The organism is Kitasatospora sp. NPDC059571 (assembly GCF_042735675.1).
GTDB lineage: Bacteria > Actinomycetota > Actinomycetes > Streptomycetales > Streptomycetaceae > Kitasatospora.
In genome coordinates, this window is the sequence record NZ_JBHWBW010000162.1 from 1 (window position 1) to 15060 (window position 15060).

The window sequence follows — 15060 nt, forward strand, 5'->3', positions numbered from 1 at the left end:
CCTCGTCGAGTGCCGCCCGGCCGGGCCGGTGAGCTGCCGTCAGGAGGAGGCGTCGCCGCCGACGGCACCCGCCAGGCCCTCGCCGGCGGCGTCGCCGCCGACCGCGAAGGCCGGGCCGTTCTCGGACGCCGCGTCGCCGCCCACCGCGAGCGCGTGCTCGAGGATCGACTCGGCGTCGCCGCCGACCGCGAGCGCGCCGCCGTCGTCCGAGTAGGCGTTGCCGCCGACGGCCAGCGAGCCCGTCATGTCGGCGGACGCGGTGCCCGCCGCGCCGAACAGCGCGAGGCCGGCGACGAACGCGGCGGTGGTGATCCTGGCAAGGCTGGAACGCATGGGTCCTCCTGGTCGGTGAGCCGGACGGCACCGATCCTCCGGCCCCGGCCGCGGCCGCATACGAACCGACACGGCGGCTCACCCGCCCGTGCAGGCCGGATCACCCGCTCGGCGCAGGCCGACCCGGCGTCAGCGCGTCGCGCCGGGCGGCAGTTCCAGCTCGAACCAGACCACCTTGCCGTCGCCGGTGTTCCGCACGCCCCAGCGGTGCGCCAGCTCGTTCACCAGGTGCATGCCGCGGCCGCCCTCGTCCTCCGCGTGCGCCCGCCGCAGCCGGGGCTCCCGGCTGTCCCGGTCGGACACCTCCACGGTGAGCAGCTGGTTGCGGAACAGCCGCAGCCGCACCGGCGCCCCGGCGTGCACCAGCGCATTGGTGATCAGCTCACTGGTGAGCAGCTCCACCAGGTCGGCGGTGCCGGCCAGCCCCCAGTCGGCCAGCGTGCGGCGGGTGAAGCGGCGGGCGTGCCGCACCATCGCCTTGTCGCCCTCCAGGGTCAGGGTGGCGATCCGGTCGCCGCCGACCGGCTGCGCGTGCGCCATGATCACCGCGATGTCGTCCTGCCCGGCGGAGGCGCCGAGCGTGGCGAGGACGGCGTCGCAGGTCTGCTCCAGCGAGCCGCGCCGGGTGGCGACCGTGCGGCGCAGCAGGTCGATCCCCTCGTCCAGGTCGCGGTCGCGGCGCTCCACCAGGCCGTCGGTGTACAGCACCAGGATGGCGTCCTCGGCGAGGTCGAATCGGACCGACTCGAACGGCACCCCGCCGATGCCGAGCGGGGCGCCCGGCGGCAGCTCCAGCAGCTCGGTGGAGCCGTCCGGCAGGGCGATCACCGGCGGCAGGTGCCCGGCGGTGGCGGCGCTGCAGGCCCGGTCGGCGGGGTCGAACAGCACGCAGACGCAGGTGGCGAACTGGCTCTCGCCGATCGCCGCCGCCGCGTCGTCCAGACGCCGCAGCACCCGCGCCGGATCCATGTCCAGGGTGATCAGCGTCCGGGCGACGGTGCGCAGCTGGCCCATGGTGGCGGCGGCCCGGATGCCGTGGCCCATCACGTCGCCGACGATCAGCGCGACCCGGCCGCCGCTGAGCGGCACCACGTCGAACCAGTCGCCGCCGACCTCGCTGATCACACTGCTCGGCAGGTAGCGGTGGGCGATCTCCAGGCCGGGGGTGTGGTGTACGTCCTGGGGCAGCAGGCTGCGCTGCAGGGTGAGCGCGGTGTCCCGCTCCCGCCGGTAGATCCGCGCGTTGTCGATGCAGACCGCGGCCCGGGCCGCCAGCTCCTCGGCGAGCGCCACGTCGGCGTGGGTGAACGCCTCCGGGTTGCGGGTGCGGACGAACTCCACCCCGCCGAGCACCGTGCCGCGGGCCAGCAGCGGCACCATCAGGTACGAGTGCACCCCGGCCTCCAGGCTCGGCGCGATCCGCTCCGGGTGGGCGACGATCCGCCGCAGCGCCTCCTCGTCGACGTGCGGTACCAGGATCGACCGGCCGGTGCGCAGGCTCTGCGCGTACAGCTGCGCCGAGCGGGAGCTGCCGCCGACCGGGTCCGCGGCGCCGACCATCGTCCCGGACTCGTCGACCTCGCCGATCGCGACCGCCCGCAGCATCACCGAGCCGTCCCGGGGCACGGGTTCCGGCTCGTCGCCCTGGAGCAGCGACTCCAGCAGGTCGACCGTGACGAAGTCGGCGAACCGCGGGATCACCACGTCGATGAGCTCCTCCGCGGTGCGCTGGAGGTCGAGCGTGGTCCCGATCCGGGTGGACGCCTCGTTCAGCAGCGCCAGCCGGGCCTGGGCCGCGCCGGCCGCCTCCAGGGCCCGCTGGCGCTGTTCGGCGGCGTCCCGCTCCCGGGTGTACAGCAGCGCGTTGTCGATGGAGACGGCGGCCCGTGCGGTGAGTTCGCCGGCCAGCCGCAGGTCCTCCTCGTCGTAGGGCCGCTCGGTGATGCTGCGGTAGAAGGTGGCGACGCCGACCCCCGCGCCGCGGGCGATCAGCGGCACCACCATCACCGAGCGCACGTTCTGGTCGCGGACGGCCGCGGCGCGCTGCGGGTCGTCGTTGAACCAGTTCAGCGCCCGGTCGTCGAGCTCGGGCAGCAGCACCGGGCGGCGGTGCGCCAGTACCCAGGCATACGGGGTGGACGGGTGGAAGCGGTGGACGCTGCCGACCGGGGCGATCGGCCGCATGCCGCTGCCCGGCACGGTGTGGAACGCCATCCGGCGCAGCACCGCCGAGCGGTCGGCGCGGCCCTGCGGGGTGCTGTCGGCGCCGCGCACGAGGGCGTCCAGCACCTCCACGATGACGGTGTCGGCGAGCCGGGGGCTGGCGGTCTCGGCGAGTTCGCGGGCGGTCTGGACGAGGTCGAGCGTGGTGCCGATCCGGGCCGAGGCGGCGTTGACCAGGGCGAGCCGCTCCTGGGCGGCCCGGGCCTCGGTGAGGGCCTGCTCGCGGGCCTGTGCGGTCTGCCGCTGGTGCAGGTAGAGCCGCGCGTTGTCGATGGAGACCGCGGCCCGGGAGGCCAGTTCGTCACCGAGCGTGCCGTCGGCCGGGTTGAAGTCCTCGCGGTCGGCGCTGCGCGAGTACACCACCATGCCGAGCACGGTGCCGCGCGCCACCAGGGGGGTGATCCGGACGGGCCGCGGCCGGTCGTCGAGGTACTCGCGGACCCGTGCGGTGAGCTGCTCGTCGGCGAGCAGCGGCAGGTCCCAGTTGGGCGCCAGCACGGTCACGCCGGTGGTCAGGGCCTGTGCGTACACCGAGTCCGGCGGGAGCCGGTACACGGCCTCGGTGGGCAGCTGGCCGATCGGGTGCTCCGGGTCGGTGGTGGCGACCGCGAGCCGGCGGACCTCCAGTTCGGCGCCGGGGCCGGGCGGCTCGGTGCCCGACACCAGGTGCTCCAGGGCGAACACCCCGACCGCGTCGGCCAGCCGCGGGACGATCACCTCGGCCAGCTCCCGGGCGGTCTGCCGCAGGTCCAGGGTGGTGCCGATGGACACGGTGGCGTCGGCGAGCACCGAGAGCCGCTCCTGGGCGGCGGCCGCGGTGCGCTCGGCCCGGTAGCGCTCGGTGACGTCCACGATGGTGGAACTGACGCCCAGCGGGTCCCCGTCGGGTTGCTCCAGCCGGAAGTAGGACGCCGACCAGGCGTGGTCGTGGCCCGGGTCGCCGGGGGTCTGCCCGTGCGAGCGGGCGTCGACCACGGCCGGGCCGCCGGTCAGCACGTCCCGCATCACGGCCTCGATCTCCTGGCCGTTGATGCCGGGCAGGATGTCGGTGATCCGCCGCCCGAGGTGCTCGGCGGCCGGGATGCCGTTGATCCGGGCGAGTGCGTCGTTCAGCCGGACGAAGCGCAGCTCCGGGTCGTACACGGCCATGCCCACCGGGGACTGGGTGAAGAAGCCGTCCAGGACGGCCAGGTCGGCCTGGAGCCGGCGCAGCGCGGTCACGTCGGAGGCGACCGCGAGGACGAGCGGGCGGCCGCCCGGACCGCTGATCGGGTGGGTGCGGAACTCGAGGTTCACGTGGTGGCCGGCCCGGTGCTTGACCGGGAAGACGCCCGACCAGGCCCGGCCGCTGAGGATGTCGGTGAACAGCCGCATCACGTCGTCCCGCTGGTCCTCGGTGATCAGCAGGTTGGCGGCGCGCGCGCCGACCGCCTCCTGGGTGCTGTAGCCGAGCAGCGACTCGGCGTCCGGGCTCCAGTGCAGGATGCGGCCGTCGTCCGCGATCAGCGCGGTCGCGATCGGCACGTGGAGCAGGCCGTCCGGCACCCGCTCCCCGCGACCCGCCGCCGGATCCCCTCGGACCGGCGGATCCACATCCCGCTCGTAGCTGTCCACACGCACCGTCCGAAGGTCGGCGTCGGGGTTTCCCGCCCTGCCATCCTCCCATGGCGGCCCGGCGCCGCACAGACGAGCGGAGGGCGGGCGGCCCGCTAGGGTACGGACGGTGAGACGCAGGTCAGGTGTTCCGGCGAGCCCGCTGCCGCAGCGCGACGGCATCGACGCGGTGCGGCTGCGGCTGCCCGCCGACGGGGGCTGGCCGACCGTGCGCGACCACCTGGTGGAGCGGTACGGGCGGGCGATCGGCGCCGACCGGGTCGACGCGATGCTCGCCGCCGGCGAGTTCCTCGCCGCGGACGGCCCGCTGGCCCCGGACGCTCCGTACCGGCCGGGGGCGTTCGTCTGGTTCCACCGCGAGCTGGAGCCGGAGGTGCCGGTGCCGTTCGGCATCGAGGTCCTTCACCGCGACGAGCGGATCGTGGTCGCCGACAAGCCGCACTTCCTGGCCACCACCCCGCGCGGGGTGCACGTGCGGGAGACCGCGCTGGCCCGGCTGCGGCGCGACCTCGGCCTGCCCCGGCTGAGCCCGGCGCACCGGCTGGACCGGCTGACCGCCGGGCTGGTGCTGTTCGTCGTCGCGCCGGAGCACCGGGCGGCCTACCAGGGCCTGTTCGAGCGGCGCGCGGTGCGCAAGGAGTACCTCGCGGTCGCCGGCTGCGGCCCGGGGCCGGTGCTGCCGCGGACGGTCCGCAGCCGGATCGTCAAGGAGCGCGGGGAGCTGGCCGCGCGCGAGGTGGCGGGCGAGCCGAACAGCGAGACCCGGATCGAGCCGGACGGCTGCCGCGACGGGCTCTGCCGCTACCGGCTGCACCCGCACACCGGCCGCACCCACCAGCTGCGGGTGCACATGGCGGCGCTCGGCGTGCCGATCCTCGGCGACCCGCTGTACCCGCACGTGCTCCCCGAACCGGCCCCGGACGACTTCCGGAGCCCGCTCCAACTGCTCGCCGCGGTGCTGGAGTTCAGGGATCCCGTGACCGGCCGTCAGGAGCGCTTCGAGACCCGCCGCACGCTCGCCGCGTGGACGGACCGGCCGGCCTGGGAGCGCGGCCCGTCATAGGCCGCGGCCCAGCGCGCGGACGGCGGCCACCGTGTCCGCCTCCGCCGCCGTCTTGTCCGGCCGGTAGCGGACCACCCGGGCGAAGCGCAGGGCGAGCCCGGCGGGGTAGCGCGGGCTGCGCTGGATCCCGTCGAAGGCGATCTCCACGACCAGCTCGGGCCGCACCCGCACCTCGTACGCGCCCCGGCCGGTCTCCCGGGCCAGCAGCTCGCCGGTCTGCCAGGCCAGCAGCTCGTCGGTGAGGCCCTTGAAGGTCTTGCCGAGCATCACCCACTCCGGCAGCCCCGGCTCGCCGCCCGAGCGCGCCCCCAGGTGCAGGTTGGACAGGAAGCCGCGCCGCCGGCCGCTGCCCCACTCGGCTGCGAGCACCACCAGGTCCAGCGTGTGGTGGGGCTTCACCTTGATCCAGCCGGCGCCGCGCCGGCCCGCCGCGTACGGCGCCGCCGGGTCCTTCACCAGGACGCCCTCGTGCCCGGCGGCCAGGGCGTCGGCCAGGAAGTCCGCCGCTGCGGCCGGGTCGGCCGTCACCGTGCGCGGCACCCGCAGGGAGGCGTCCGCCACCCCCGCCAGGGCGCCCCAGCGCCGCTCGCCCGGCGCGTCCACCAGGTCCTCGCCGTCGAGGTGCAGCAGGTCGAAGACGTACGGGTGCAGCGGTACCTCGGCGCGCAGCCGCTCCGGGTCCTGCCGGGACGCGGTGCGGGCCGCCGTCACCTGGAACGGCCGGGGGCGGCCGTCCGGGCCGAGCGCGATCGCCTCCCCGTCCAGCACGGCCGTGCGCACCGGCAGGCCGCGGGCGGCCGCGACGATCTCCGGCACCCGGGCGGTGATGTCGTCCAGGCCCCGGGTGAACACCGCGACCTCGGGGCCGTCCCGGTGGACCTGGATCCTGATCCCGTCGAGCTTCCACTCCAGGGCCGCGGGCGCGATCCTGGCCAGCGCCTCGGCCACGCCCGGCGCGGCGGCGGCCAGCATCGGCCGCACCGGCCGGCCGACCTCCAGGCCGAACGCGCCGAGCGCAGCCGCGCCGCCCTCCAGCGCCGCCGCGGCGACCGCCCGTGCCGAGCCGCGGAACATCAGCGCCCGGCGCACCGCGTCGGCCGGCACCCCGGCCGCCTTCGCCACCGCCTCCGCCAGCACGCCGTCCAGGGCGCCCTGGCGCAGCTCGCCCACCAGCACCCCGCGCAGCAGCCGCTGCTCGTCGCCGGTCGCCCGGCCGAACAGCCCGTCCAGCAGCCGGCGCCGCTCGGCCTGCGCCCCGCGCCCGTGCACGGCGGCGATCCGGCCGAGCAGCTCCTCGGTCTCCAGGACGCCGAGACCGGCCGTCCGGGCGGGCGGCGGCAGGTCGCGCAGCGCGGCGTGGCCGACCCCGATCCGCATCCGCCGCGCCTCGCCGGACAGCAGCGCCACCGCGGCCGGGGCCTCCACCGGGCCGAGCCCGCGCAGTCCGTCGGCGAGCAGGGCGATTTTGGCCGTCCGGCCGGGTTCGGCGGCGGCCGCCTGCGACATCCGTGCAACGCGTTCCAGCACCGTCGGGCTCCTGACCTCGGGGCGTGCTCGCCACCCATCCTGCGCCGTCCGGGGCGCGTCCACCGGCCGGGACGGCGTTCACCGCTCGGCCGCGCAGCGCAGGCGCGGCGCGCCCGGCCGGGCGACCATGCGAGGGTGACTACCAGTGAGACCGGCCCTGCGGCGGCCACCGCCGCGCCGCCCGTCCTGGACCGGCGGCAGCGCAACATCGTGTTCGGCACGATCATGCTGGGCATGCTGCTGGCCGCCCTGGACCAGACGATCGTCGGCACCGCGCTGCCGACCATCGTGGCCGACCTCGGCGGGGCCTCGCACCAGTCCTGGGTGGTGACGTCCTACCTGCTCGCGGAGACCGTCTCGACGGCCCTGGTCGGCAAGTTCGGCGACCTGTTCGGCCGCAAGGTGGTCTTCCAGGTCTCCGCGATCGTCTTCATCACCGGCTCCTTCTTCTGCGGCCTGGCCACCGACATGGGGCTGCTGATCGCCTGGCGGGCGATGCAGGGCGTCGGCGCGGGCGGCCTGATGGTCACCTCGATGGCGCTGATCGCCGACGTCATCCCGCTGCGCGAGCGCGGCAAGTACCAGGGCGCCATCGGCGCCGTCTTCGGCGTCGCCACGGTCATCGGCCCACTGCTCGGCGGCCTGTTCACCGACCATCTGACCTGGCGCTGGGCGTTCTACGTCAATGTGCCGATCGCGATCGTGGTGGTGCTGGCGGCGGCCCGGACGATCCCGTCCATCCGCTCGGCGAGCCGCCCGGTCATCGACTACCTGGGCATCGGCCTCGTCGCGGTCGGCGCGAGCTCGCTGATCCTGGCCACCAGCTGGGGCGGCGTCGAGTACGACTGGTCCTCACCGGTGATCATCGCGCTGTTCGTCGGCGGCGTGGTCGCGCTCGGGCTGTTCTGCTGGGTCGAGACCCGGGCCGCCGAGCCGATGCTGCCGATGCGGCTGTTCGGCAACCCGGTCTTCACCGTCTGCTCGGTGCTCAGCTTCATCGTCGGCTTCGCCATGCTCGGTGCGCTGACTTTCCTGCCGACCTTCCTGCAGTACGTCAACGGCGCCTCGGCGACCACCTCCGGGGTGCGGACCCTGCCGATGGTGCTCGGCCTGCTGGTCGCCTCGGTGTTCAGCGGAACGATGGTCAGCCGCACCGGCCGGTACCGGATCTTCCCGATCGTCGGCTCCCTGGTGATGGGCGTCGGCCTGTACCTGCTGTCCCGGATGGACGCCAGGACCGGTGTGGCGCTGCAGTCGCTGTACATGCTGGTGCTCGGCGTCGGCATCGGCCTGTGCATGCAGGTGCTCACCATCGCCGTCCAGAACACCGTCGACTACGCCGACCTGGGCACCGCCACGTCCGGGGTGACCTTCTTCCGCACCCTCGGCTCCTCCTTCGGGACGGCGGTCTTCGGCACGATCTACACCAACGCCCTCGGCGACCGGCTGCCCGCCGCGATCGCCACCTCCGCACGGCTCACCGGGGCCGACCCGGCGCTGCTCGCCCGGGCCGCCCAGAGCCCCAAGGGCCTGCACGCCCTGCCCGCCGCGCAGTCCGCGCCGATCGTCAACGCGTACGCCGACGCGCTGCACACCGTGTTCCTGTGGACGGTGCCGGTCGCCGGGGCCGGGTTCGTGGTCGCGCTCTTCCTCAAGCAGGTGAAGCTCCGCGACACCGCCCGGGCGACCTCCACCGACATGGGCGAGGGATTCGCCTCCCCGAACTCCGGGGACTCGGCCCGGCTGCTGGAGCTGTCCGTCGCCAAGATCCTGCGCGACACCGACCTGGACACCGCCCGCCGGATCGTCCGGGAGTCCGGCACCCGGCTGGACATCGCCGGGGCGTGGGCCGTCATGCAGGTCGAGCTGTTCACCCGTACGGTCGGCCACGCCCGCCTGGGTCTGATCGCGGCCACCCGGCGGCTGCCCCCGGAGGTGCTCGCCCCGGTCTTCGAACGGACCGCCGCCCAGGGCTACCTCTCCCGCACCGACGGCTACTACAGCCACACCGCGGCCGGCCGGCAGGAGGCCGAGGTCCTCACCCGCGCCTGGGCGGCCTGGCTGAACCAGCGCCTGGAACAGGACAGCGGCCGCCCGGAGGGCGCCCAGCTGCGCGCCGCCGTGGACGCCATCGCCAAGCGCCTGATCGTCGAGGACCTCGCCGAGGGCCTGCCGCCCGGCCACCCCGACGAGCCGGTGGCGGCCGGCCGCCGCTGACCGGCGCAGCGCCCCGCCCGCCGTCCGGCCGGGGCGCTCAGCGGCCCGAGAAGGCGGCGGTGAGCAGGGCGACGTCGTCGTCCGGTGCGGGGGACAGGTCCGCCAGCACCGCGTCCAGCAGTTGCTCGCCGCCGGCCCCGCGGGGCAGCCGCAGCCGGGTCAGCCGCGCCAGCGAGGCGTCGATCGACTCCTCCCGGCGCTCGACCAGCCCGTCGGTGTAGAGCAGCAGGTGGTGGCCGGGCGGCACCTTGGCGGTCGCCTCCGGGAAGCCGCCGAACCCGGTCGCCAGCGGCGGGCCCGGGTCGACCGGCAGCAGCTCCACCGTGCCGTCCGGGGCCACCAGGGCCGGCGGCAGGTGCCCGGCGCTGGCGTACGTGCACAGGCCGCGGGCCGGATCCATCACCACCGACAGGCAGGTGGCCGGCCGGGCGGCCTCCACCTGGGCGAGGAGGCGGTCCATCCGGTCCAGCAGCGGCCCGGCCGACAGCCCCTCGCCGGCCACGATCCGCAGCATCGCCTGGTAGTGGCTCATCTCCACCGCCGCCTCCAGGCTGTGCCCCATCACGTCCCCGATGGCCAGCAGCGCGGTGCCGCCGGCCAGCGCAACCGTCTCGTACCAGTCCCCGCCCACCAGCGCGCTCGCCCCGGCCGGCCGGTAGCGGAAGGCGACCTGCACCCCGGGGTGCGGCGCGCCCGGCTCGGCCAGCAGGGCGCGCTGCAGGGCCAGCGCGATGCCGTGCTCACGGGTGTAGCGGCGGGCGTTGTCCAGGCTGACCGCGGCCCGCCGGGCCAGGTCCTGGGCGACCAGCACGTCGTCGTCGCCGAAGCCGGGGGAGTCGCCGGCCCGTACCAGCGTCACCGTGCCCAGCCGCCGGCCGCGGGCCGGCAGCGGCACCACCAGCGCCGAGTGGATGCCGGCCGCCCGGTACGCGGCCACCCGCGCCGTGTTCGGCGCGGACCGGCCGAACCGGTCGTCCGGCAGCGCGTTGTCGACCACCGGGCGCCCGCCCGCCAGGCACCGCGGCACCGCCGCGCCCGCCTGGTAGTCCACGTACTCGCCGGGTGTCCCGAAGCCCCGGACGTGCGGCGTGAGCGCCGCCCCCCCCCCCCACGCGGCGCGGCGCGGCGCAGCCGCAGGTGGCCGGGGGCCGCACCGCGCGCCGCGGACCCGTCCGCCGGCAGCACCTCCACCGAGGCGGCGTCCGCCAGCACCGGGACGAGGAAGTCCGCCAGCTCGGCGCAGGTGGTGTCCATGTCCAGGGTCGTACCGATCATGGTCGAGGCGCTGTCCATCAGGGCCAGCCGCTCCCGGGCCTGCTCCAGCTCGTGCTGCTGGTGCCGCGACGCGGTCACCTCCAGGACGATCCCGACCAGCCCGACCACCCGGCCCTCCACCTCCAGCCGGTGGTACGCCCCGTGCCAGTACCGCCGGCCCGCCGGGGAGACCGACCGGGTGTGCCCGCTGGAGACCGCCTCGCGCGGCACCCCGTCCGCCAGCACCGCCCGCAGCACGTCGTCCCGGGCGTCGACGTCCGGCACGATCTCGGCGATCGTCCGGCCGACGTGGTCGTCCGCCGGAGCACCGTTCATCCGGGCCAGCGCCGGGTTGACGTACAGGTACCGCAGCTCGGTGTCGAGCACCTGGACCGCGCCGGGGGTGCCCTCCAGCAGCTCGCGCAGCGGGGACGGCAGCCGCTGCCACGAGCCGTCCTGCGCCATCCCGGCACCCCTTCCGGTCGACCGTGCCCTGCCCTCATCGTCGGGGCGGCGCCACGCCCGTGCATCCCCGGGCCGCCCGCCGCGCGCCCGGGCCCGCCGTCCGCCTGCCGGACGGGCCGACTTGCCGCCCGGCACCGCGATGGCGAAGGGTGGAGGACACCGGGAAACCGGCCGGACCGCCGGGGACGGGAGGCGCGAACCGTGCAACAGAGCGACCGCGAGTCCACCGAAGCGGCACTGGTGGAGGCGCTGTTCACCCGTGCCCCGGCCGGGCTGTTCGTCCTCGACCCCGAGCTGCGGGTCGTCCGCTTCAACACCGCCGCGCGCGGCATGCGCGGCCTGAACGAGCGGGCCGTGATCGGCCGGACCATCGATGAGTTCGCACCGGGCTTCCACTCCGACGAACTGGTCGAGATCGCCCGGCAGGTGCTGGACACCGGCACGTCCGTCCGCCGCCTCAAGGTCACCGGCCACCCGCTTGCCGAGCCCACCAGGTCGATGACGGTCGCGCTCTCGATGTTCCGGCTGCGCGACCCGGACGGGAAGGTGCTCGGCATCGCCGTGATGGCCGAGGACATCACCGAGCAGGAGACCGCGGTCGTCCGCCTGGAGATCCTCAACGACGCCCACCGGAGGATCGGCTCCACCCTGGACCCCACCCGCACCGCGGAGGAACTCGCCGACGTCGCCGTCGGCGACTTCGCCGACACCGCGGTGGTCGAACTGCTCGACGACGTCTTCAGCGGCCGCCGGCTCGCCCCCGGCCCCGTCGCGGCCGCCACCCCGCTGCGCCGCGCCGCCCACCGCTCGTTCCGCGACGGCGCGCCGTTCGGCGCCCCCGGCTCGCTCGCCACCCTGCCCTTCCCGACCCCGTTCTCGCAGAGCCTGCACGACCTCCAGCCGCGCCTGGTCGCCCAGCTCTCCGAGAACGAGCCCTGGCTGACCGCCGACTCGGAGCACACCGACCGGCTGGTGAAGAACGGCGTCCACTCGATGATCGTGGCGCCGCTGATCGTGCACGGGACGGTCCTCGGCCTCGCCGTCTTCCTCCGCTCGGACCGGGTGGAGTCCTTCGACGAGGAGGACCTGCGGCTGGCCGGCGAACTCGCCGACCGCACCGCGCTCAGCCTCGACCGGGCCCGGCACTTCATCCGCGAACGGACCGTCGCCACCACCCTGCAGCGCCGGCTGCTGCCCGTCCGGCCGCCAGACCTGCCCGCCGTCGAGACCGCCTTCCTCCACCTGTCCGGCGCAGCAGACGCCGACTGGTTCGACGTCATCCCGCTCTCCGGCGCGCGGACGGCGCTGACCTGCGGCACCGTCATCGGACGCGGGGTCGAGACCGCCGCGACCATGGGCCAGCTGCGCACCGTCGTCCAGACCCTGGCCCGGATGGACCTGCCGCCCGACGAACTGCTCGCCGGCCTCGACGAGACCGTGGACCGGCTCACCGCGGACACCGTCCCCGACCCCGGCGACCGGCCGATCACCGCCTCCTGCCTCTACCTGGTCTACGACCCGGTCAGCGGCCTGTGCACCGCCGCCAGCGCCGGCCACCCCCCGCTGCTCGCGCTCGGCCGCAACGGCGCCGAGGTCGCCTTCGACGTCCCCGTCGGACCGCCGCTCACCGGCAGCCGCGACGCCGGCCACCGCGCCGTCTCCGCCGAACTCCCCGCCCAGACCCTGATCGCCCTGCACACCCAGGGCCTGATCGCCGGCCGCGAGGAGGACGAACTCGGCGGCCGGGAGCGGCTGCGCCGTGTGCTGGCCCACCCCGACCGCGCCCTGTCCGACCTGTGCGACGACGTCGCCTACGCCGTCGTCCCGCACCGCCTCGACGAGGACGCGATGCTGCTCCTCGCCCGGACCCGCCGGCTCGGCCCGGACCGGGTCGCGCTGTGGACGCTGCCCGCCGACCCCGTCGTGGTCTCCACCGCGCGGACCCTGGTCGCCCGCCAGCTCGCCGCCTGGAACCTCGACGACCTCGCCGACTCCACCGAACTGATCATCAGCGAGCTGGTCACCAACGCCATCCGCTACGGGCAGGGGCCCGTCCAGCTGCGGCTGATCCGCGACCGCGGCCTGCTCTGCGAGGTCTCCGACGCCAGTGCCACCGCACCGCACATGCGGCTCGCCAACGAGGGCGACGAGGGCGGCCGCGGCCTGTTCCTGGTGATGACGCTGAGCCGCCGCTGGGGCACCCGCTACGGCGTCCGCGGCAAGACCGTCTGGTCCGAGCAGACCATCGGCGACTGACACCGCGTCGCCCCCCAGGCCGGTCCAATCCGGTGATCTTGCGAGTGCGGCCCCGACCGGCCTCCGTGAGGCTGGAGGCGGCGGCCCGCCCGGGCCGCGGTGAGGAGTCGGCATGAGTGCCATGGATGCCCCGGCCGGCGGAGATCCCGGTGCGGGCACCGGCGTCCGGACGACGGCCGTCAAGGCGGTCGCGGCCCCGCGCCTGACCTGGCTGACGCTGGCACTGATGACGACCAGTTCGGTGGCCAGCCTGCGGGCCGCCCCGACCATGGCCGTCTACGGCCTGGCCTGCGTCTTCCTCTACATCGTCCCGGCGATCGTGTTCCTGCTGCCGACCGCCCTGGTCTCCGCGGAACTCGCCTCCGGCTGGGACGGCGGCGTCTACAACTGGGTCGCCCAGGGCCTCTCCAAGCCGCTCGGCTTCCTCGCCGTCTGGTGCCAGTTCGCCATGACGATCTTCTACTACCCGAGCCTGCTGGCGTACGTGGCGAGCACCATCGCGTACGTCATCAACCCGTCGCTGGCCGACAGCGGCCTCTACACCGCCGTCGTGATCATGGTGTTGTACTGGGCCGGCGTCTGGGTCTCCGCGCGCGGCACCGACGCGGTCGGCGGCCTCGCCTCCGGCGGCCTGATCATCGGCACCCTGATCCCCGGCGCGCTGCTGGTCGTCCTCGGCCTGGTCTTCCTCGGCCAGGGCAACCCCTCGGCCGCGCCCATGAACGCCGCCCACCTCTTCCCGCAGTGGACCGGCATCGCCAGCCTCGTCCTGATCGTCAACAACTTCCTCAGCTACTCCGGCATGGAGATGAACGCCGTCCACGTCTCCTCGCTGAAGAACCCGGCCAAGGAGTTCCCGAAGTCGATGTTCCTGGCCATGGGCCTGGTCCTGCTGATCTTCATCCTGCCGGCCCTCGCGATCAGCTGGGTGGTGCCCTCCGACCAGCTCAGCCTCACCGCCGGCGTGATGCAGGCCTTCGACGCCTTCTTCCAGTACTTCCACATCGGCTGGCTCACCCCCGTCATCGCGGTCGGGCTGGTCGCCGCCTCCCTCGGCGGCATGCTCACCTGGCTGGCCGGCCCCTCCAAGGGCCTGCTGCTGATCTCCCGCCAGGAGGGCTACCTGCCACCGTTCCTGCAGCGGCTCAACGCCCACGGCGTCCAGCAGAACATCCTGGTCACCCAGGGCGTGGTCACCACCGCCATCGCCCTGATGTACGCCTTCATCCCGAACGTCTCCAGCGCGTACTGGATCTTCTCGGTGATCACCACCCAGGTCTACCTCATCGTCTACCTGCTGATGTTCGTCGCCGCCATCCGGCTGCGCCGCACCCGGCCGGACCACCCCCGCGGCTACCGGGCCCCCGCCCTGGTCGCCCTCTGCGTCACCGGGTTCGTCGCCTCGGCGCTCGCCATGGTGATCGGCTTCGTCCCGTCCTCGCAGTTCAGCGGCGGCAGCGTCTGGTCCTACGTGGTGATCGTCGCGGGCGGCCTGCTGCTGCTCGGCCTGGTCATCCCGTTCGCCTTCCTCAAGTTCCGCAAGCCCGAGTGGCAGGACCCCGCGGCGGCCGCCGCCGAGGCCCGGGGCGGTGCCGCATGAGCCCCACCCGGATGGCCTCCCAGCACCGCGCCATCTACATCGGCGCGATCGTCCTGCTCGTCGCCATGGTCGTCATCGGCCTGCTGACCTACACCCAGCAGCACGCCACCAACGAGTCCTACCGCAAGGCCCAGCAGCTCTCCGACCAGCTCGTCGCGGCCGGCTACTCCGCCGTCCCCGACCAGGGCCAGATCGCCCGCACCCTCGGCACCGACGGCGGCGCCGCCTGCAAGGACCCGTCCGGGTCGCTGAAGAACGCGCTGTACCGGGTGAACCTCTCCAACGGCGCCGGCGGCCCCGGACAGCGCCCGATCATCGCCGACGCCAGGGTCGTCGAGGCCGGCGCCATCGTGCTGAACGTCTACTGTCCCGACAAACTGGACGAGTACCGCGAGCTGGTCGACGACCTCGACACCGACCACACCGTGCGGAACTGACGCCGCGCCGGGGGGGGGGGGGCGCGCCGCCCGCCGCGGCGCGCCCCCCCGCGCCGCGCCGCCCCCGCGAC

General features: G+C 74.9%; 9 protein-coding genes and 1 pseudogene. 5 read left to right on the forward strand and 5 right to left on the reverse strand.

What is annotated here, in order from left to right; all coding sequences use genetic code 11:
- Positions 1-39: 39 nt before the first annotated feature.
- Both ACFV0G_RS19370 and ACFV0G_RS19375 read right to left on the reverse strand, forming a co-directional pair.
- Entirely contained in the window at positions 40-333 is a 294-nt protein-coding gene (locus tag ACFV0G_RS19370; protein WP_380548861.1) for a hypothetical protein, read from the reverse strand.
- Between the two features lie 129 nt (positions 334-462).
- A complete protein-coding gene (locus tag ACFV0G_RS19375; protein ID WP_380548864.1) occupies positions 463-4101 on the reverse strand; it encodes a SpoIIE family protein phosphatase in 3639 nt (1212 codons plus the stop codon).
- A 178-nt stretch (positions 4102-4279) separates the two neighbouring features.
- On the opposite strand from ACFV0G_RS19375, the gene ACFV0G_RS19380 reads away from it, so the two are divergent.
- Positions 4280-5233 (forward strand): pseudouridine synthase, encoded by a 954-nt coding sequence (locus tag ACFV0G_RS19380; RefSeq protein WP_380548867.1) that lies wholly within the window; start codon positions 4280-4282, stop codon positions 5231-5233.
- On the opposite strand, the gene ACFV0G_RS19385 is transcribed toward ACFV0G_RS19380, so the two are convergent.
- Positions 5228-6760 (reverse strand): ATP-dependent DNA ligase, encoded by a 1533-nt coding sequence (locus tag ACFV0G_RS19385; RefSeq protein ID WP_380548870.1) that lies wholly within the window; start codon positions 6758-6760, stop codon positions 5228-5230. The genes ACFV0G_RS19380 and ACFV0G_RS19385 overlap by 6 nt on opposite strands.
- A gap of 225 nt (positions 6761-6985) precedes the next feature.
- Between ACFV0G_RS19385 and ACFV0G_RS19390 the strand changes: the two genes are divergently transcribed.
- Positions 6986-8977 (forward strand): MDR family MFS transporter, encoded by a 1992-nt coding sequence (locus tag ACFV0G_RS19390; RefSeq protein ID WP_380548885.1) that lies wholly within the window; start codon positions 6986-6988, stop codon positions 8975-8977.
- Positions 8978-9014: 37 nt separating this feature from the next.
- Here the strand turns inward: ACFV0G_RS19390 and ACFV0G_RS19395 are convergent, their stop codons facing one another.
- Both ACFV0G_RS19395 and ACFV0G_RS19400 read right to left on the reverse strand, forming a co-directional pair.
- Positions 9015-10028: a PP2C family protein-serine/threonine phosphatase gene (locus ACFV0G_RS19395; protein WP_380548873.1), complete on the reverse strand. Its 1014-nt coding sequence runs from the start codon at positions 10026-10028 to the stop codon at positions 9015-9017.
- Between the two features lie 329 nt (positions 10029-10357).
- A pseudogene (locus ACFV0G_RS19400) lies at positions 10358-10696 on the reverse strand (PAS domain-containing protein); the annotation flags it as partial.
- A gap of 201 nt (positions 10697-10897) precedes the next feature.
- On the opposite strand from ACFV0G_RS19400, the gene ACFV0G_RS19405 reads away from it, so the two are divergent.
- From ACFV0G_RS19405 to ACFV0G_RS19415, 3 genes are all read left to right on the forward strand, one after another.
- Complete coding sequence (locus ACFV0G_RS19405; RefSeq protein WP_380548876.1) at positions 10898-12952, forward strand: SpoIIE family protein phosphatase; 2055 nt, start codon at positions 10898-10900, stop codon at positions 12950-12952.
- Between the two features lie 112 nt (positions 12953-13064).
- Positions 13065-14552, forward strand: coding sequence for an APC family permease (locus ACFV0G_RS19410; RefSeq protein ID WP_380548879.1), 1488 nt, complete (start codon positions 13065-13067; stop codon positions 14550-14552).
- Positions 14549-14989: a hypothetical protein gene (locus ACFV0G_RS19415; RefSeq protein WP_380548882.1), complete on the forward strand. Its 441-nt coding sequence runs from the start codon at positions 14549-14551 to the stop codon at positions 14987-14989. The genes ACFV0G_RS19410 and ACFV0G_RS19415 overlap by 4 nt, the downstream gene beginning before the upstream one ends.
- Positions 14990-15060 lie beyond the last annotated feature (71 nt).

What these genes read in the sequence shown, in the direction of transcription:
- ACFV0G_RS19370 (WP_380548861.1), bottom strand. Translation starts at nt 333, where the DNA reads ATGCGTTCCAGCCTTGCCAGGATCACCACCGCCGCGTTCGTCGCCGGC.
- ACFV0G_RS19390 (WP_380548885.1), top strand. Translation starts at nt 6,986, where the DNA reads ATGCTGGGCATGCTGCTGGCCGCCCTGGACCAGACGATCGTCGGCACC.
- ACFV0G_RS19410 (WP_380548879.1), top strand. Translation starts at nt 13,065, where the DNA reads ATGAGTGCCATGGATGCCCCGGCCGGCGGAGATCCCGGTGCGGGCACC.
- ACFV0G_RS19415 (WP_380548882.1), top strand. Translation starts at nt 14,549, where the DNA reads ATGAGCCCCACCCGGATGGCCTCCCAGCACCGCGCCATCTACATCGGC.